Source organism: Bacillus sp. ISL-55, assembly GCF_018613155.1.
GTDB lineage: Bacteria > Bacillota > Bacilli > Bacillales > Cytobacillaceae > Mesobacillus.
The window spans coordinates 24,127-43,146 of record NZ_JAGGQU010000047.1; the positions used below are offsets into that span (position 1 = coordinate 24,127).

Here is a 19,020-nt window from a genome sequence, read left to right on the forward strand (position 1 = left end):
TAGGAGAACATGTGCCCGAGATGGGACGGGTCCAATTTCTTAGGTGAATTGTAACTTTTTAACAGAGTTACCGTCATATTCATAAATAGAAGTGTTTCAAGGGGGCTTTTCATTGTTAAAGAAGATGTCTTTTATGGGTCTTGTGTTTGTTTTGCTACTTGCCGGATGCAGTGGGGGGATGTCAGAAGAGAATAGTAAGATGAGTTCTGAAGGTGATATGAATTCTGCATCTGACATGGAAAATGTGAGTCAGGATATTGGTTTTTCGGAAGATGAAAAACAAGTTGCAGATGCTGGAGAGAAATCGAAAGCAGAGGGCCAAGCCAGTCAAGGGACAGATGAAGTGGCTGCTCAGCGGATGGTCATCTTTAATGCGGAAATGGATATAAGAGTGGACAACTTCGAAAAAGCGCGCAATGCTCTGGAACAGAAAGCGCAATCGTATAATGGATATATTGTACAGTCCAATTCAAATCGTTATGATGGCGAACAGCAAAGCGGTACGATGACGTTCAGGATTCCCCAGGAGCATTTTAATGCGTTCCTGAACGATGCTGAGGGACTTTCAGTACAAGTGAATAATCGCCACGTAAGCGGGCAGGACGTTACAGAGGAGTACGTTGACCTGGAATCTCGGCTGAAATCAAAGAAGGCCGTTGAAGCAAGGCTGCTTGACTTCATGAAGCAAGCGCAAAAAACTGAGGATCTTTTAAAGATTTCATCCGACTTAGCAGATGTCCAGGAACAGATTGAACAAATAGCGGGCAGAAAGAAGTTCCTCGAAAACCAGACTGCACTTTCGACTGTAACTATCACTCTGCAAGAAAACGAAGTGGCAGTTCCAAAAATAGATAATGACAGCCTGAACACCTGGCAGAAAATAAAAAAGCAGTTTGCTGATAATATTAACATCTTGCTGGCAGCAGGTTCTGGAATCGTTGTATTCCTGATTGGAAACCTACCAATCCTTTTAATAGTAGGAGTAATTGTTGCCGTTATCATATTCTTTATTCGAAGGAAGGCAGGTACAAAACAAAACAGCAATATTGATTCAAATAGCTAACAAAAAAACCGTTGCGACATTCGCAACGGTTTTTGCTTAAACTTCCATGATGATCGGCAGGATCATTGGACGACGTTTTGTTTTTTCATAAAGGAAAGGTGCAAGAGTATCAGTGATTTCATTTTTAATTTCTGACCACTGAGTCGTTTTTCTTTCCATCACTTTATTCAAATGCTTATTGATTAGGCTCTGGGCATCATTGATCAAGTCACCGGACTCTCTCATGTAGACAAATCCACGTGAAATCAGGTCTGGACCTGCTGCAATTTTGAATTCCTTCATATTGATGCTTACCACAACAACGACAAGGCCTTCCTCGGAAAGGATTCGGCGGTCGCGAAGAACGATGTTTCCGATATCGCCAACCCCGCTTCCATCAATGTAAACATTGCCGGAAGGAATTTTGCCTGCGACGCTGACTTCATTATCGCCAAGAGCAAGTACTTCACCGTTATCCATAATGAAGCAGTTCTCTTCTGGAACTCCACAATCAGTAGCGAGTTTCGAATGCATCTTCTGCATGCGGTACTCACCATGGATTGGCATGAAGTATTTTGGTTTGATCAGGCGAAGCATCAATTTCTGTTCTTCCTGGCCACCATGACCTGAAGTATGAATGTCATTCAAAGAGCCGTGTATAACATCAGCACCTGCGCGGGAAAGCATGTTGATGGTCCTGTTAACACTGATGGTGTTACCTGGAATTGGTGAAGACGAGAATACAACAGTATCTCCAGGCTGAATTTGGATTTGGCGGTGTGTACCATTCGCAATCCTTGATAAAGCAGCCATTGGCTCGCCCTGGCTTCCAGTACAAAGGATTGTAACCTGGTTAGCAGGGAGCCTGTTGATTTGCTGCGCCTCAATGAATGTATCCTTTGGCGCAGTGATATAGCCTAGTTCTTGTCCGATATTAATAGCAGATTCCATGCTGCGCCCGAAAACGGCAACTTTCCTGCCATTAGCAACTGCTGCTTCTACAACCTGCTGCAATCGATGGATATTGGAAGCGAAAGTAGCGAAGATGATCCGCCCATCCACTTTTCGGAAAATATCATGAATACTTTCGCCAACACGGCGCTCAGACATTGTGAAATGAGGAACCTCGGCGTTCGTGCTGTCCGAAAGCAGGCAAAGGACACCTTCCTTGCCGATTTCAGCCATCTTAGTCAAATTCGCTGGTTCGCCTACAGGTGTAAAATCAAACTTAAAATCGCCAGTGTGGACGACTTGGCCAGGAGGAGTTTTCACGACAATGCCATATGAATCAGGGATACTGTGTGTAGTCCTGAAGAAAGTGACTGATGTCTTACGGAACTTGATGACATCGTCTTCTTTGATTTCAATCAGCTTTGCTTTTCGCAACAGACCATGTTCTTCAAGTTTGTTTCTGATCAGGCCAAGTGCAAGCTTTCCGCCATAGATTGGTACATTGATCTCACGCAAAAGATAAGGAATGCCGCCGATATGGTCTTCATGGCCATGGGTAATAAAAAGGCCCTTGATTTTGTCTTCATTTTTAACTAAGTAGGAATAGTCAGGAATTACATAATCGATGCCCAGCAATTCGTCCTCTGGGAATTTTATGCCAGCATCAATCAGGACGATTTCATCCTGGAACTGCACACCGTACGTATTCTTACCGATTTCGCCTAATCCACCGAGCGCGAAAACGGCTGTTTGGTCATTTTTAACGAATTTCATAAATTATTCGATCTCCAATACTTCAAAGTCTTCTTTTTGCTTCTCATACTCGAAATAGTTACCCTCAACTGCCTCGACATATTCAATATTATATTGACGGTCAGCAACTTTTGTCCGTACATCTCTTTCAGAGTCACCTTTTACATAAATGGTTTGCGTTTTCTCGCGAACTGGTACTTGCTTGTTTGATTCCTGGAAGTATACTTTAAAAATCATTAAAAATCTCTCTCCTTAAATTTACATTTTCTATTTTATAGGCAATTTTCGTTGAATGTTTCGCAGGTTTATGCGATACCGAGTCTGAAAATCTAAAGGTAGACGAACTCAAATAAGCAGGTAAAGCATAATTCTGTCAAAACACTATTCGAAATCAGCCATATATAAAAATTAACAATGTTACCATTGTTATGATCCATCCTGCCATGTTTTCCGCTATTAACCAATTTACAATAAGGAAGGAGCCCTTCGCAAGTTTGAAGGGCTCAAAAAGTTAAGCGATTGTTTTTTTTCGAAGCAAATCTTTCCACTGTTTTAAAAGCTTCTTTCTTAGCTTCTTTAACATAGTGGATCATCTCCTTAGTTCTTATTTTAAACTATCCTTGTCCAAAGTAAAGTAAACAAGGAAAAGTTTAGCAAAGATTATTTTTCAAATTCCTATCTTTTTGTTTATATTATATGATGAAATAGCAAAATTTTTCATGGTTATTGATGGGATGTCATAAATTGTCATTGTTTTGACACAGTTTATCATTTCTTATTTCTGTACACGCACCAGTGAATTTGATAGACTACCGTGATTACTGTATATAAATCAAAATGTTGGTTTCTTTTTGTTTTCAAAAAATATTATGAAAAGGGCCATTGGGAAAAAATAAGAAAATACTTTCAAGAAAAGCATCAAAGGAGAAGATCATGAGTAAAATTGTATTTTTTGATATTGATGGTACATTGCTGGACCATGATAAAAATTTGCCGGCCTCAGCTAAAGAGGCGATTGAAACATTGAAGGAAAATGGAGTTTTCGTGGCTATTGCTACTGGACGAGCTCCATTCATGTTCGAAAGTCTTAGAAAAGAGCTGGAGATCGATTCATTTGTTAGTTTTAACGGACAATATGTTGTATTTGAAGGAGAGGCAATCTACCAAAATCCTTTGAACAGTAAAAAGATTGAAGAAATATACCAAGAGGCTTCTGGGAAGGGACATCCAGTCGTATTTATGAACCACAAGACGATGAAGTCCTCAGTAAAGCACCACAACTACATTGAAACAAGCCTTGGAGGCCTAAAGTTCGCCCATCCAGAACATGATGACCGGTTTTATGTAGACCGAGAGCTCTATCAAACACTCTTGTTCTGTGAAGAAGGGCAGGAAGAGTATTACCGGGAAACTTATCCGGAATTTACATTTATCAGGTGGCATCCATTTTCAGTGGATATTCTCCCTGCTGGAGGATCGAAGGCGGAAGGTATAAAGAAAATGGTGGAGCGATTAGGCTTTAAGCCGGAAGATGTATACGCTTTTGGTGACGGACTCAATGACCTTGAAATGCTAAAGGCAGTTGGCACTGGGGTAGCCATGGGGAATGCCGTTCCAGAATTGAAGGGACTGGCGAATAAAGTAACCCGAGATGTAGATGACGACGGTATCTGGCATGGATTGAAAGAACTGAAGTTGATTTAGACCAGAGAAATTCGAGAGTAAGTGAAACAGGTTCGATGTCAGGTGTCTGATGATGTATTGGTGTGCTTTAGTTATTATGACAAGATGAAAAGGGAAAACGGAAAAGCTGTCAAGAAAAGGCTGTTATTCTGACAGGTTTGAGCCCACCAAGCGAAAAGCTGTCAAGAAAAGGCTGTTATTCTGACAGGTTTGAGCCCACCAAGCGAAAAGCTGTCAAGAAAAGGCCGTAATTCTGACAGGTTTGGACCCACCAAGCGAAAAGCTGTCAAGAAAAGGCCGTAATTCTGACAGGTTCCAGCCCATCAAGCGAAAAGCTGTCAAGAAAAGGCTGTTATTCTGACAGGTTCGAGCCCACCAAGCAAAAAGCTGTCAAGAAAAAGCATTTATTCTGACAGGTTTGGACTCACCAAGCAAAAAGCTGTCAAGAAAAAGCATTTATTCTGACAGGTTTGGACCAACCAAGCGAAAAGCTGTCAAGAAAAAGCCGTAATTCTGATAGGTTTGAACCCACCAAGAGAAAAGTTGTCAAGAAAAGGCCGTTATTCTGACAGGTTTGGACCCACCAAGCAAAAAGCTGTCAAAATAAGACCGTAATTCAGACAGATTTACATGGTGAATCTGGAAATTGTCACAACTAGACTCCTAAAAGGCTTTGGCCTTTATTTAATAGAAATAATTCAAGCCATAAAAAAGCCGAATCACTCAGGATTCGGCTTTTATCTTTCCACTGGCTTTGCATCAGGAACTTCGGCGTATGGATCTAGTTTATTAATGTGGTCGTAAAACATGATGCCATTTAAATGATCGATTTCATGCTGGAATACAATCGCTGGCAGGCCTTTCAGGCGAAGTTTGATTTCGTTTCCTTCAAGGTCTGTCCCTTTTACGGTTATTCTTGCATATCTAGGCACATATCCAGGAATCGACTCATCAACTGACAGGCAGCCTTCACCGGCTGAAAGGTAGGAGCGTTCCACCGAATGGCTGATGATTTTTGGGTTGAAGAGGGCATGGCTTAATACATTCTCTTTTTCATCTGTTACGTGAACAGCAATCATTCTTTTCGATACATTTATTTGTGGTGCGGCAAGACCGATTCCGGGACGGAGACCATGTTTTTGGGCAACTTCAGGGTCCTGGCTGTTTTTAACATATTCAATCAGGCTTTCAAGCATTGCCTTATCTTCCTGTGAAGGAGGCATAGGAACCTCTTCCGCGACTTTTCGGAGCACGGGATGTCCATCACGGACGATATCATTCATCGTCAACATTTACTTCACCTCTAGTATGTAATAATGTTTAGTCTAACAAATGAACAGTAAAAAGTTAACTAGAAATGTTAAAAGAGAGAGGGACTTGCCCTCCCTCTTATCTAACTGCATAAGAAAAGCATTGAGCACTAAGATTAGTACTTATCTCCAGTGCCTGCTTCATTGCTAGGCCCTCAGAAGCCTTACCCGCCAGCCACAGGACTGGCGATTTAGGCGGAAGCGCTTGTCGGGCTGACCAAGCCGTTTACGCTTTTCTAATTAAAACTTCCAGCAGGCGCAGCCAACAATGATCAGCAGGATGAACAACACGACAATCAAAGCGAATCCATTGCCATATCCTGCTCCTGCCACGGGATAACCACATCCATATCCGTAACCGTACATTAGGAAACCTCCTCAATTGTATTTTTCTCGCCCGTAAATCGGTCGATTGCTATAGCCTATGCACAAGAAAATATAAAGTGTAGGCTTAAGCCCAGAGCATAAACACACTGAGGAGTGAATATATTTAAGGGTAAGGACAAGCAGTTACCACTTCCAGGATGAACAATTATTCCCGCAAAATTTCATATCTATTGTCAAATCACGTCGCAATCGCTATAGTAAAATTGGTATCAATGAGGAGGTTATTATTTTGTCCATAATCAAAAAAATAAGTTTAGCTATTATAATGATGGCTGGAGTTTTAAGTCTAGCTGGGTGTTTGGACAAGCAATCACCAGAGGAAAAAATGTTTGAAGCGCTTGAGAAGGTCGTCTCGATTGAAAAAGGGTTTGAGGATCAGCAGGATCCGCTTGTAGAGTTGGAGAAGAAGGAAAAGGAAATTTACGAGCAAATCATTTCACTGGGAATGAAAGAATATGACAAGATTGTTAAGCTGGCAGACGAGGCATTGGCTATAGCTGACAAACGTGCAGAACATATTGATAAAGAAAAAGAAAGTATAGATGAATCTGAAAAAGAGTTTGGCAATGTAGACCAAATCATCGACGAAATAGATGATTCAAACCTGAAAAAACAGGCAACTGAACTGCAGTCGACTATGAAAGAAAGATATGAAATTCATGATAAGTTATATGAAAACTACAAACAAGGACTTCAATATGACAAAGAGCTTTATGAAATGCTTAAGGATAAAGAATTAAGCTTTGAGAAACTCGAAGAACAAATCAATAAAGTGAATGAAGTATATGAAATTGTCTTGAATAACAATCAAGAGTTCAATGAAAAGACTGACCAGTATAACCAAGAAAAAATGGATTTTTACAAAAAAGCTGGAATAGAAGTTAGCACGGATAAGGAAAAGTAATAAGGGAAATGTAAAGCCGCTTTTTATTAGCGGCTTTTTGTTTTGTACTTGATGAGGAGGTGCATTGCAGATTAAGGACGGGACCTGCGTATGGAATGGCTGCAACTGAGATTATAAGCCATTTACCCCCAACACCACATGACTAATACAGTTTGAATCAGAAGTAATTTATTATAGTACAGTAACTGATTAACAGTAATACAGTTAGTTTTTTGAGATAATAACATACCGATGGTGAATAAAATTAAAAAAGATGAAACATAGTATTTGACGGACTTATTTTCGTGTTGTAAACTAAAAAACGAATGAGCGGATTGTATTAATTCAATTTCATTTTTCACTAATACAGCATTTTTTGCATAGGAATGGTGAAATAAAAGTTTTTTTACAGTAAATCTGTGGAAAACTATAGAATGGTGTGTTCAAGTGGTGTTCCAAGCAAAAGTTGATGAAAAAACTGCTTGATTCATTATTGGTCAGCCTAGAAAACAATTCTGCTCTGACATGTATTTAGAAACCCGGGGAAGTTTATCCTGATATTGGGTAACCTATTTTTGTATATTCAATTAAAATTCATGAAGTATGAAAGGAAGAGGTGGCTCTGATGGCATCTAAAACAAAAAATAACAATTTTGATGCAGTGAAGCAGCTCGAAAATGTTGAAAGCCAATTTGAAATGTTCCAGATTTTGAATGAAGAGGGCGAAGTCGTAAATGAAGCGGCAATGCCTGAGCTTTCAGACGAGCAATTACAAGAATTAATGAAGCGTATGGTTTATACAAGGATTCTGGACCAGCGTTCAATTTCATTGAACCGCCAGGGACGCCTAGGATTCTATGCTCCTACAGCAGGACAGGAAGCTTCCCAGCTTGCTTCACAATTTGCACTTGAGAAAGAAGACTTTATTCTTCCAGGATATCGCGATGTTCCTCAAATGATCTGGCATGGACTTCCGCTAACACAAGCGTTCTTATTCTCACGCGGCCACTTCAAGGGTAATCAAATACCTGAAGGTGTAAATGTCATTTCACCACAAATCATCATTGGTGCACAATACATCCAGGCAGCTGGTGTTGCTCTTGGAATGAAGAAACGTGGATCAAAAGCAGTTGCCGTAACTTACACAGGTGATGGCGGTTCATCTCAAGGTGATTTCTACGAAGGAATCAACTTTGCAGGTGCGTACAAAGCGCCAGCAATCTTCTTCGTTCAAAACAACCGTTTCGCGATTTCTACTCCAGTTGAAAAGCAGACTGCTGCACAGACAATTGCTCAAAAAGCTGTTGCTGCTGGTATCCCTGGTATCCAGGTTGACGGAATGGACCCGCTTGCAGTTTACGCGGTTACTCTTGAAGCACGTAAGCGCGCTGTAAACGGAGAAGGTCCTACATTGATCGAAACAATGACTTACCGTTACGGTCCACATACAATGGCTGGTGATGATCCAACTCGATACCGTACATCTGATCTGGACAATGAATGGGAAAAGAAAGATCCATTAGTACGTTTCCGTAAGTTCCTGGAAAAGAAAAACCTATGGACTGAAGATATGGAAAACGAAACAATCGAACAAGCAAAAGAAGAAATCAAAAACGCTATTAAAGAAGCGGATGATACTCCTAAGCAGAAAGTAACTGACCTTATGGAAATCATGTATGAAGAAATGCCAGACTACTTAAAAGAACAATATGAAATATATAAAGAGAAGGAGTCGAAGTAAGCCATGGCTCAAATGACAATGATTCAAGCAATTACAGACGCTCTTCGCGTAGAGATGAAGAACGATCCAAACGTACTTGTATTCGGGGAAGACGTAGGCGTTAACGGCGGTGTATTCCGTGCGACTGAAGGCCTTCAAAATGAATTTGGAGAAGATCGTGTATTTGATACACCACTAGCAGAATCCGGAATTGGCGGTTTGGCGATCGGACTTGCGCTTCAAGGTTACCGTCCTGTTCCTGAAATCCAGTTCTTCGGCTTTGTTTTCGAAGTTATGGATTCTATTGCAGGGCAAATGGCGCGTATGCGTTACCGCTCAGGCGGCCGCTACAGCTCGCCGGTAACAATCCGTTCACCATTTGGCGGTGGCGTACATACTCCAGAGATGCACGCTGACAGCCTTGAAGGAATGGTTGCACAGCAGCCTGGCCTAAAAGTCGTGATCCCATCAACTCCATATGATGCAAAAGGATTGTTGATTTCATCTATCCGTGATAACGACCCAGTCATTTTCCTTGAGCACATGAAGCTGTACCGTTCTTTCCGTCAGGAAGTTCCTGAAGAAGAATACACAATTCCACTAGGAAAAGCAGATGTTAAGCGTGAAGGAAAAGACCTTTCAATTATCACTTATGGTGCAATGGTTCATGAATCACTAAAGGCAGCTGAAGAGCTTGAAAAAGAAGGTTACTCTGTAGAAGTAATCGACTTAAGAACAGTAATGCCTTTCGATATTGAGACAATCATCGCTTCTGTTGAAAAAACCGGAAGAGCGATTGTCGTTCAGGAAGCACAAAAACAGGCTGGTATGGCTGGACAGATTGTTGCAGAAATCAATGATCGTGCAATCCTTAGCCTTGAGGCACCTGTGCTGCGTGTAACAGCTCCAGATACAGTTTTCGCATTCTCTCAAGCAGAATCTGTTTGGCTGCCTAACTACAAAGATGTAATTGCAACGGCTAAAAAAGTACTTACATTCTAATTAAACACTGAAATTATAAAGGTTTGAAAAAACTTAGGAGGGTGAATTCCATTGGCATTCCAATTTAAGCTGCCAGACATCGGTGAAGGTATTCACGAAGGTGAAATCGTCAAATGGTTCGTAAAACCAGGCGATAAAGTTCAGGAAGACGATGTACTTTGCGAAGTACAGAATGACAAAGCAGTTGTAGAAATTCCTTCACCTGTCGCTGGTACAGTCGAAGAAGTATTAGTAGAAGAAGGAACAGTAGCAACAGTAGGACAGGTTCTTGTAACGTTCGATGCTCCAGGCTATGAGCACCTTAAGTTTAAAGGTGAAGACGAAGATGCACCTGCTGAACAGCCAAAACAGGAAAAGACGGAAGCTCAGGTTCAGTCTACATTAGAAGCTGGACAAAAAATTGAAAAAGAAGCGGCAGATACATTTGCTCCTGCAGGTCAAACTGGTGCTGGCGCAGCAGCTGCACCACAAGCAGAGGTTGACCCTAACCGCCGCATCGTCGCTATGCCATCAGTCCGTAAATATGCACGTGAAAAAGGTGTTGATATTCGTCAGGTTGCTGGCTCAGGAAAGAATGGCCGCATCGTGAAGGATGATATCGACAGCTTCCTAAACGGAGGCGCTGCTGCAGCAGCTGCACCTGCACCGCAAGCAGATCAAGCACAGGCAGCACAAGCTGAGGAAGCACCAAAAGCTGCAGCGGCTCAGGCTATCCCAGAAGGACAATACCCTGAGACACGCGAAAAGATGAGCGGAATCAGAAAAGCGATTGCTAAGGCAATGGTTAATTCCAAGCATACAGCTCCACACGTTACATTAATGGACGAAGTTGATGTAGCAAAGCTTGTCGCGCATCGCAAACAGTTCAAAGAAGTGGCTGCAGAAAAAGGAATCAAGCTTACATTCCTTCCTTATGTGGTAAAAGCATTAACAAGTGCATTGCGTGAATATCCAGCTTTAAACACATCATTAGATGATGCGACAAGCGAAATCGTTCACAAGCACTATTACAATATCGGTATTGCAGCAGACACTGATAAAGGATTGCTTGTTCCAGTCGTGAAGGACGCTGACCGCAAATCTGTATTCACTATCTCTAATGAGATCAATGAACTTGCTGGAAAAGCTCGTGACGGCAAGCTTGCTCCAGATGAAATGAAAGGTGCTTCTTGCACAATCACTAACATCGGATCTGCTGGCGGACAATGGTTCACACCAGTTATCAACCATCCAGAAGTTGCGATCCTTGGAATCGGCCGTATTGCAGAAAAGCCAGTGGTCAAGGATGGAGAGATTGTGGCTGCTCCTGTACTAGCGCTTTCCCTAAGCTTCGATCACCGTATGATTGACGGCGCTACTGCACAGCACGCTTTGAATCACATTAAGCGCCTATTGAACGATCCAGAACTATTGTTAATGGAGGGGTAATAAATGGTAGTAGGAGATTTTCCAATCGAAACTGATACTCTTGTCATTGGTGCCGGCCCCGGCGGATATGTGGCAGCGATTCGCGCTGCCCAGCTGGGCCAAAAAGTAACAATCGTAGAAAAAGCAACACTTGGCGGCGTGTGCCTGAACGTAGGATGTATTCCTTCGAAAGCTTTAATTTCTGCAGGCCACAGATTCGAAAACGCTAAGCATTCTGAAGACATGGGAATCAAAGCGGAAAACGTAACGCTTGATTTCTCTAAAGTTCAGGAATTTAAAGCTGGAGTAGTCAAAAAACTAACTGGCGGAGTCGAAGGTCTATTGAAGGGCAACAAAATCGATATCGTAAGTGGTGAAGCATATTTCGTCGATTCGAATACAATCCGTGTAATGGATGAAAATTCAGCCCAGACATATACTTTCAAAAATGCGATCATCGCTACAGGATCTCGTCCAATCGAGATTCCAGCTTTCAAATACTCTAAGCGTGTCCTGGATTCAACTGGAGCACTTAATCTTCAGGAGCTTCCAGAGAGCATCGTCGTTATTGGCGGTGGCTACATTGGAACTGAGCTAGGCGGAGCATACGCAAGCTTTGGCACTAAGGTGACGATTCTTGAAGGCGCAGACGAAATCCTTAATGGATTCGAAAAGCAAATGTCAGCTCTAGTAAAACGCAACCTGAAAAAGAAGGGTGCAGAAATCATCACTAAGGCACTTGCAAAGGGTGTTGAGGAAACTGAGACTGGCGTAACAGTTGCGTATGAAGCAAACGGAGAAGAGAAGAAGATCGAAGCAGACTACGTGTTTGTCATGGTAGGAAGAAAGCCTAACACTGACGAACTAGGACTTGAGCAAGTTGGCATCGAGATGTCTGACCGTGGTGTTATCAAAATCGACAAACAGTGCCGCACAAGTGTAAGCAACATCTATGCGATTGGTGACATTGTCGAAGGACCGCCACTTGCACACAAAGCATCTTATGAGGGTAAAATTGCTGCTGAAGCAATCGCTGGACATCCTTCAGAGATCGACTACCTGGCAATCCCGGCAGTTGTATTCTCTGATCCAGAATTAGCATCAGTAGGTTATTCTGAAAAGGAAGCGAAAGATGCAGGCATCAATATTACGGCATCTAAATTCCCATTTGCTGCAAATGGCCGTGCGCTTTCCCTTAATCAGACAGACGGCTTCTTGAAGCTGATCACTCGTAAAGAAGATGACATTGTCATCGGTGCTCAAATCGCTGGTCCGAATGCTTCTGACATGATCGCAGAGCTTGGTCTAGCTATTGAAGCAGGTATGACTGCTGAAGACCTCGCAATGACAATCCATGCTCACCCGACTCTAGGTGAGATTACCATGGAAGCTGCAGAAGTAGCACTTGGGAATCCGATTCATATCGTAAAATAAACATAAAAAAATCCTTTCCAGATACGATGGAAAGGATTTTTTTTTTGCTGTTTTCGCACTTACTATCAGCAGCATTTTGAAGGGCTTAGGGGACTTTAATTAACTGGCAATAAACTCGAAACAAGAGCATTATTCATTATTCAGGACAGCTGATAGAGGTTCGATAATCTGATCCTTAGTTACATTGCCATTCACATTGGCAAGTACTTGATCCTGATGGACGACCAGAATTGCCGGGAACTTTTTTACCTTGAATAGATCATAGTATCTATTGGCGTTTGCTGCGGAAATGACAACAATCTTATCGAATTCGGCAGGATATTCTTTCTTTAATTCAATAATAGCATCATAATAGGATGCTTCTTGTTTATAGTTCTCATCATCGGAAAAGAAAACGATTTGTTTTATATCTTTATTTAGCTCCAATTGATCTGAATCGTTGACTGGGTTGCATGAAGCCGTAAGAAATAGGAACGTAGCGACAAAAACAAAAGACAAACTTTTCATTTATCTTTGCCTCACTTTTTTCGGATTATTGTTTCACACGGGTAACTGGTTGTCCATATTCTATCACAGCAATTTCCAAAAGAATGGAATGTTATTGAATTGTTACATAAATGAAAAATATCCACACCAACCGGACATATACTAGTAAAAAGATCTGGATGTTTATCTTAAAGTGGCTTGGGAAAAAGATATTTAGACATGGTGGTGGAGGTTTTGAAGGTGTATACAGCAATGCTGCTTCAATTAATGATCTGGAGTGGCTATACCTTAATAGAATGGCTATCCAAACACGATCATCCGATTTATAATGGTATTATGTTCTTGGTGTTTTTCTATTTAGCAATAATAATAGGCAATAATATAGTGAAATCGGCAAGAAAAACCTTTTTCATAACGGTCTTGAGCCTTGCCATTTATGTATCGTTTCATATGACAATGTCTTTTATTTCTTCTATCTAGATCCCTGATAATACCGAACAGTGAAAAACAGCTAATCCATCAGCTCTGGCAGCAATGAGTTACTAGCAGGAGGGGAAAGTCTTGAAAAGAACATTTTTATTAGCAATTTCAGCTTCGATTATTTTGGCTGGATGCGGAGCCGCAGAAGAAGCGCAGAAGTCAGCCGGTACAACCGAAAAAGAAGAACAAGTCCAAAAAGAAGAAAAAGCCGCAGTGGAAAAGACAGAAACAGAAGGTACAGTAGCAGCTGAAGGCACTTCTGAAGACGTTTCACAGACCGAAGAAGTAATACAAGCTGCACCTCAGTATGAAATGAAGAGCAATTTTTCTATTCAAAATATCGCTAACCCTGATGAACAAATAGTTTTATTGACAATTGACGATGCGCCAGACAAAAATGCCCTCGAGATGGCTAAAACGTTAAAGGATTTGAATGTAAAAGCCATCTTTTTTGTAAATGGCCATTTCCTTGACACTCCTGAAGAAGGGGAAGTCCTGAAACAGATTCATCAAATGGGCTTTCCGATTGGGAACCATACATATAACCATAAATCGTTGAGAGATTTACCAGAGGAACAACAAAGGAAGGAAATTGTAGACCTTAATGACAGGGTCGAGGAACTCATTGGCGAAAGGCCGCAATTTTTCAGGGCTCCGTTTGGAATGAATACGGATTATAGCAAGCAGGTAGCTGCTGATGAAAAAATGCTGCTTATGAATTGGACCTACGGATATGACTGGGAAAAGGATTATCAATCAAAGGAAGCTCTTGCGGATATTATGGTTAATACACCATTGCTCCTGAATGGCGCAAATTTGCTGATGCATGACCGGAAGTGGACAAGCGAGGCCCTTGGTGATATCGTAAAAGGCCTGCAAAATAAAGGGTATAAGGTCGTTGATCCAACTCAGATTGAAACACCAGCAAACAAAGAAAATGCTGCTCAATAGCAGCATTTTCAGTTTGTCTCCAAAAGGGGTTCGGAATGATCTCATTCCGAACCCCTTTTGGGTTTTAATCCGATTTATTTCCGTGGATAGAAGTACATGACTCTTCCGTTGAATAAATGGAGCTCTCCCTGTAATTTTTTACCAATAAATTTACTGAATTCATTTGCTTTTCCCTTATCCCCAGCAGTTGCTGTCGGCGGCAAGGTAATTTGTATGTATGATTGCTCACGTTCTGTCCCGTTTTCGTCGACAACGTTTTCTTTATCAACACCAATCAAGATTGCATTATAACGGTCCTGGGAAGATTGCAGATAGAACCATGTGCCTTTCCCATCCTCTTTTTCCTTCAAATCATAAGGGAATGCGGAATGTTCATAATTCCAATCAACCTGGTCGCCTGTTTTAGCGGTTATTTCCTTATAGTAATTAAATAAATCCTTCAGTTCTTCGGTGGAAATGGCTTGCTGAGATGATGATGGAACAAGTTTTATATACGCATTACTAGACATCGTCCAATCCCCTTTTCCTATCTATTCTCCATCATTTTATCACTCCTGAAAAACCGTTGACAATAGAATTGCAGCTTTTTAGCTTCCTAGGCACTTGCCTTTTTGTCAAAAATAAATTATAATAATATTCTAAATATTTAATTAAAAAGGAGGAGGCATATGGAACTATTCGATAAGCTTTATGATGAGCACGAAAAGGTTCACGTCAGGTTTGTGGGGTTCACTACTTATGATACTCGTTATGACTTTGGGATTGTGTATACCAATATGTTTTTCGGGAAACCTCTTGTAGTTTGCATGCAGACGGGGCGTTCAGCACTCCTCGACCCTAAGGACATTGAAGACGTAGAATACTTACAGAAAGCATTCCATATTACAGAAGTCCGGCAGGCTGAGGACCTTGCATTATTTTTCAATGAAGAATTGCCGACAGCCCCGTTCCAGACTCAATATGAATAAGCAGGGGAGAAGAGCAGGCCAAGTAGGCCTGTTTTTAGTTTGTCATGGATTGAGGATAAAATAATCAAGCCTTTATTTTGGCTAAAAAATGTCATACTAATTATTAGTATCACATATATTTAGGGTACATATAACAAAATGCACATAATAAAAAATAAAAGTGTTATACAATTTAGGCTTGAATTCTTAATAGTGTTATATTATTATATATTTAGAGGCTGATAAAGCGCTTTCAAAATTCAAAATGAAAAGGAGTTTGAAAAGATGGGCACAATCGTTTGTCAAACTTGCAATTCTACAATTGACCATTTCGAAGATGAGAAAGTAACGGTGTTATATTCAAAAAAATGCAACTGCTGCGACCATGAAGGTGCAGAGGAAAGATAAGAATAGACAAAAGGGCATGCATGCTGCATGCCCTTCTTTTTTTAGTTTAGCTCCTTCGTTTAACGGAGCTGAACAAGGTGCTTCCTCATTTATTATCTGATCGCTTTGTGTTCCTTGATTACCCTGAATGATTTAAGTTCATCATCTTCTGGGCCTTGTACTGGAAGTCCGGCTTCCATATTGGTCTTGATATATTTAAGGTTTTCTTCGGTGATGATTTCTCCCGGGATGAAAATTGGAATTCCAGGTGGATATACCATAACGAATTCGGCAATGATCCGTCCTTCCGATTCCTCTACAGGCACCACTTCGGTATCTGCGTAGAACGCATCGCGAGGTGTCAACGCTAATAATGGAATGTCAGGAAGCATTACTTCTGCATGCACTTTTTCAGCAAGATAGTGGAATTCTTTTGAAAGTTCACGTAATGCCTGGACCAGAATATCAGCTTCTTTTTGAGTGTCTCCAGGGGTAATGATGCAAAGAATATTGTACAAGTCTGAAAGTTCAACTTCAATATTGTACTTTTCCCGAAGCCATTTTTCGACCTCATACCCTGTAATATTTAGATCTTTTATGCTGATGAGTACTTTGGTTGGATCAAAGTCGTAAGTAGCGTTCGTACCAAGCAAGTCTTCTCCCGGACAGTAAAGGTGCTCAATGCCATTAACCTGTTCCCGGATCCACTGTGCTAATTTAATCGTGGTGTCAATGATTTCTCTTCCTTCAATGGCAAGCCTTCTTCTCGCCGTATCCAGGGATGCGAGCAAGAGGTAAGAAGTAGAGGTAGTCGTCAGCATGCTGATGATGGATTGAACGCGCTTTGACGATACCAACCCTTCTTTTACATTCAGAATCGAGCTTTGTGTCATTGATCCGCCTAGCTTATGGACGCTGGTTGCTGCCATGTCCGCACCTGCTTGCATAGCTGAGAGCGGCAGGTCTTCATGGAAGTGAATATGGACGCCATGAGCTTCATCCACTAGAACCGGGACATCGTAAGAATGGGCTATCTCAACAATTTTTTTCAGGTCAGCTGCAAAGCCGAAATAGGTCGGGTTGATCACAAGCAGACCTTTTGCATCAGGATGTTGTTCAAGCGCCTTTTCAACTGAATCAGTTGAAATTCCGTGTGAAATTCCGAGCTTCTTATCTATTTCAGGGTGGATGAAGATTGGAATCGCACCGGAAAAAACGATAGCGGACATAATCGATTTATGCACGTTTCTCGGTACGATGATCTTATCTCCAGGTCCACAGACTGTCATGATCATGGTCATGATAGCGCCGCTTGTTCCCTGTACTGAAAAGAAAGTATGGTCAGCACCGAATGCTTCAGCGGCCAGCTCCTGAGCCTGTTTGATGATGCCTTTAGGAGAATGCAGATCATCAAGAGGCCCGATATTAATCAAATCGATAGAAAGTGCATTATCACCAATGAATTCTCTGAACTCCGGGTCAATCCCGCTTCCTTTTTTATGACCGGGAATATGGAACTGAATCGGATTATTTTTTGCGTGTTTTAATAGGCTGGTAAACAACGGTGTCTCTTTTTGTGACAATTGATGATCACACCTCTTTATTTTATTGGATTTCCTTATTTATAGGGTTATGAATAGGTTTTGCTTTTAAAAAAATAAAACACATGCATTATAGCACTAATCAAGGTGTTTGCAAAGAATTTCAGAATATCAAGGAAGTCCTGAACCAATAAATTTAAAAACAGGAAAAACAGCTGTGAAAATAGAAGTTATATCGTACCAAGACTGAGAGGGAGAGAGAGTATGAACTGGAATACTGATGTAACGAACCTATTAGGCATCCAATATCCAATTGTCCAGGGAGGTCTTGCTTATCTGGCTTATTCAGAATTGGCCGCAGCTGTATCGAATGCTGGGGGATTAGGTCAGATAACAGCAATGTCCCTTCCAGATCCTGATGCTTTAAGGAATGAAATTCATAAAGTGAGAAAGCTGACTGACAAGCCGTTTGGAGTCAATTTTGCGATTGGGCAGCATGGCAGGCCATTTTCACATTTTCTTGATGTAGCTATAGAAGAAGATGTTCCTGTTATCTCAATGACGGGGGGAAACCCGGCACCCATCTTTGAACAGTTAAAAGGAACAAATGTTAAAAAGCTTGTTCTTGTGGCTGCGAAAAGGCAGGCTCAGAAAGCAGAGGAGTTGGGAGCAGACGCAGTCATGGTTGTCGGCCAGGAAGGTGGCGGGCATCTGGGAAAGAGCGATATCGGAACGATGGTGCTTATTCCATCCGTTGTTGATGCAGTTAACATCCCTGTAATCGCCTCAGGAGGGATTGGAGATGGCCGGGGTCTAATGGCGGCATTAAGTCTTGGGGCTCAGGGCATAGAAATGGGCACCCGCTTTATTGCTACTCAAGAATGTGTCCATGCGAATGAGCTGTATAAGCAAAAGCTTGTTGAAGGTACCGAAAATGATACTACTGTAATAAAAAGATCCCTGGGGATGCCAGCAAGAGCGATTGCCAACCCATTGACGCAAAAAATCCTCGAAATTGAGAAACAAGGCGGAGGTTATGAAGAATTAAAAGAGCTGATCAGCGGAACAGCAAACCGCAAGTATATCTATGAAGGCGATGATGAAAGCGGGTTCGGCTGGGCAGGCCAGGTGATGGGATTAATCAAGGATTCTCCTACAGTAGCTGAGCTATTTGCCAGAATGATCAACGAAGCAGAAGAAATTAGAATCAAATGGGGAAGCTGAACCTGCGATATCCTTGCGCTCTAAATTAAATAAAGGTAAAATCGATTAACATACAAGGAATGCATTGGAGCAGATGCTCCTGTCATTGCACAAAAAGCAGGTGAAATAATGGAATACCAATATCCAATTGATTACACATGGTCCACAGATGAAATTGTTGATGTCATCCACTTTTATGAATGTATTGAAAAAGCATATGAAAAAGGAATCGACCGGGATGCATTGCTTAAGGCTTACAGACGTTTTAAAGAAATCGTACCAGGAAAAGCCCATGAGAAAACACTTTTCAAAGAATTTGAAGAAGTAAGCGGCTACGTGCCATACCAGGCAGTAAAAGGGTTAAAAGAGGCAGGAACTGGTGAAAAGATCATGGTCGTTCAAAAAAGAAAAAACTAAGTTATTAGGGAGAGCCTGAACTATACCCCGGATAGC

19 protein-coding genes are annotated in these 19,020 nt (G+C 41.5%); 12 read left to right on the forward strand and 7 right to left on the reverse strand.

Annotated elements, in window-relative coordinates; genetic code table 11:
• The first annotated feature begins 112 nt into the window (after positions 1–112).
• A complete protein-coding gene (locus J7E32_RS20185) occupies positions 113–1,063 on the forward strand; it encodes a DUF4349 domain-containing protein (RefSeq protein ID WP_286183626.1) in 951 nt (316 codons plus the stop codon).
• A gap of 36 nt (positions 1,064–1,099) precedes the next feature.
• Here J7E32_RS20185 and rnjA read toward each other — a convergent pair whose 3' ends face one another.
• Together rnjA and J7E32_RS20195 are read right to left on the reverse strand one after the other, a co-directional pair.
• Positions 1,100–2,767, reverse strand: a complete 1,668-nt coding sequence (rnjA, locus tag J7E32_RS20190) for a ribonuclease J1 (protein WP_214911138.1) — start codon at positions 2,765–2,767, stop codon at positions 1,100–1,102.
• A gap of 3 nt (positions 2,768–2,770) precedes the next feature.
• Positions 2,771–2,983: a DNA-dependent RNA polymerase subunit epsilon gene (locus J7E32_RS20195; RefSeq protein WP_214911139.1), complete on the reverse strand. Its 213-nt coding sequence runs from the start codon at positions 2,981–2,983 to the stop codon at positions 2,771–2,773.
• Positions 2,984–3,679: 696 nt separating this feature from the next.
• Here J7E32_RS20195 and J7E32_RS20200 point away from each other — a divergent pair.
• Positions 3,680–4,450, forward strand: coding sequence for a Cof-type HAD-IIB family hydrolase (locus tag J7E32_RS20200; protein WP_214911141.1), 771 nt, complete (start codon positions 3,680–3,682; stop codon positions 4,448–4,450).
• A gap of 716 nt (positions 4,451–5,166) precedes the next feature.
• Here J7E32_RS20200 and def read toward each other — a convergent pair.
• Both def and J7E32_RS20210 read right to left on the reverse strand, forming a co-directional pair.
• The gene (gene def / locus J7E32_RS20205) at positions 5,167–5,721 is read right to left on the reverse strand and encodes a peptide deformylase (RefSeq protein ID WP_214911143.1); all 555 of its coding nucleotides are present in this window, start codon (positions 5,719–5,721) and stop codon (positions 5,167–5,169) included.
• A 258-nt stretch (positions 5,722–5,979) separates the two neighbouring features.
• The gene (locus J7E32_RS20210) at positions 5,980–6,105 is read right to left on the reverse strand and encodes a YjcZ family sporulation protein (RefSeq protein ID WP_167831891.1); all 126 of its coding nucleotides are present in this window, start codon (positions 6,103–6,105) and stop codon (positions 5,980–5,982) included.
• Between the two features lie 250 nt (positions 6,106–6,355).
• On the opposite strand from J7E32_RS20210, the gene J7E32_RS20215 reads away from it, so the two are divergent.
• The 5 genes from J7E32_RS20215 to lpdA all read left to right on the forward strand — a co-directional run bounded on the left by J7E32_RS20215 (position 6,356) and on the right by lpdA (position 12,572).
• The gene (locus tag J7E32_RS20215; RefSeq protein WP_286183627.1) at positions 6,356–7,030 is read left to right on the forward strand and encodes a YkyA family protein; all 675 of its coding nucleotides are present in this window, start codon (positions 6,356–6,358) and stop codon (positions 7,028–7,030) included.
• 604 nt (positions 7,031–7,634) lie between these two features.
• On the forward strand, positions 7,635–8,750 hold the full coding sequence (gene pdhA, locus J7E32_RS20220) for a pyruvate dehydrogenase (acetyl-transferring) E1 component subunit alpha (protein WP_214911145.1): 1,116 nt from the start codon (positions 7,635–7,637) through the stop codon (positions 8,748–8,750).
• A 3-nt stretch (positions 8,751–8,753) separates the two neighbouring features.
• The gene (locus tag J7E32_RS20225) at positions 8,754–9,731 is read left to right on the forward strand and encodes an alpha-ketoacid dehydrogenase subunit beta (protein WP_041965621.1); all 978 of its coding nucleotides are present in this window, start codon (positions 8,754–8,756) and stop codon (positions 9,729–9,731) included.
• Between the two features lie 51 nt (positions 9,732–9,782).
• A complete protein-coding gene (locus J7E32_RS20230; protein WP_214911147.1) occupies positions 9,783–11,159 on the forward strand; it encodes a dihydrolipoamide acetyltransferase family protein in 1,377 nt (458 codons plus the stop codon).
• 3 nt (positions 11,160–11,162) lie between these two features.
• Positions 11,163–12,572: a dihydrolipoyl dehydrogenase gene (lpdA, locus tag J7E32_RS20235; RefSeq protein WP_214911149.1), complete on the forward strand. Its 1,410-nt coding sequence runs from the start codon at positions 11,163–11,165 to the stop codon at positions 12,570–12,572.
• Between the two features lie 129 nt (positions 12,573–12,701).
• Here lpdA and J7E32_RS20240 read toward each other — a convergent pair whose 3' ends face one another.
• Positions 12,702–13,079: a small peptidoglycan-associated lipoprotein gene (locus J7E32_RS20240; RefSeq protein ID WP_214911151.1), complete on the reverse strand. Its 378-nt coding sequence runs from the start codon at positions 13,077–13,079 to the stop codon at positions 12,702–12,704.
• A gap of 540 nt (positions 13,080–13,619) precedes the next feature.
• On the opposite strand from J7E32_RS20240, the gene J7E32_RS20245 reads away from it, so the two are divergent.
• A complete protein-coding gene (locus J7E32_RS20245; protein ID WP_286183630.1) occupies positions 13,620–14,489 on the forward strand; it encodes a polysaccharide deacetylase family protein in 870 nt (289 codons plus the stop codon).
• Between the two features lie 74 nt (positions 14,490–14,563).
• Here the strand turns inward: J7E32_RS20245 and J7E32_RS20250 are convergent, their stop codons facing one another.
• Positions 14,564–14,998: a DUF1885 family protein gene (locus tag J7E32_RS20250; protein WP_214911153.1), complete on the reverse strand. Its 435-nt coding sequence runs from the start codon at positions 14,996–14,998 to the stop codon at positions 14,564–14,566.
• Between the two features lie 159 nt (positions 14,999–15,157).
• Between J7E32_RS20250 and J7E32_RS20255 the strand changes: the two genes are divergently transcribed.
• Positions 15,158–15,457, forward strand: a complete 300-nt coding sequence (locus J7E32_RS20255) for a DUF3055 domain-containing protein (RefSeq protein ID WP_041966361.1) — start codon at positions 15,158–15,160, stop codon at positions 15,455–15,457.
• Between the two features lie 264 nt (positions 15,458–15,721).
• On the forward strand, positions 15,722–15,844 hold the full coding sequence (locus J7E32_RS20260) for a GapA-binding peptide SR1P (RefSeq protein ID WP_079508283.1): 123 nt from the start codon (positions 15,722–15,724) through the stop codon (positions 15,842–15,844).
• A 92-nt stretch (positions 15,845–15,936) separates the two neighbouring features.
• Here the strand turns inward: J7E32_RS20260 and J7E32_RS20265 are convergent, their stop codons facing one another.
• Positions 15,937–17,406: an aminotransferase class I/II-fold pyridoxal phosphate-dependent enzyme gene (locus J7E32_RS20265; protein ID WP_214911155.1), complete on the reverse strand. Its 1,470-nt coding sequence runs from the start codon at positions 17,404–17,406 to the stop codon at positions 15,937–15,939.
• Positions 17,407–17,628: 222 nt separating this feature from the next.
• On the opposite strand from J7E32_RS20265, the gene J7E32_RS20270 reads away from it, so the two are divergent.
• Both J7E32_RS20270 and J7E32_RS20275 read left to right on the forward strand, forming a co-directional pair.
• Complete coding sequence (locus J7E32_RS20270) at positions 17,629–18,588, forward strand: NAD(P)H-dependent flavin oxidoreductase (RefSeq protein ID WP_214911157.1); 960 nt, start codon at positions 17,629–17,631, stop codon at positions 18,586–18,588.
• Between the two features lie 108 nt (positions 18,589–18,696).
• Positions 18,697–18,984 (forward strand): UPF0223 family protein, encoded by a 288-nt coding sequence (locus J7E32_RS20275; protein ID WP_214911159.1) that lies wholly within the window; start codon positions 18,697–18,699, stop codon positions 18,982–18,984.
• The last annotated feature ends 36 nt before the right edge of the window (positions 18,985–19,020 follow it).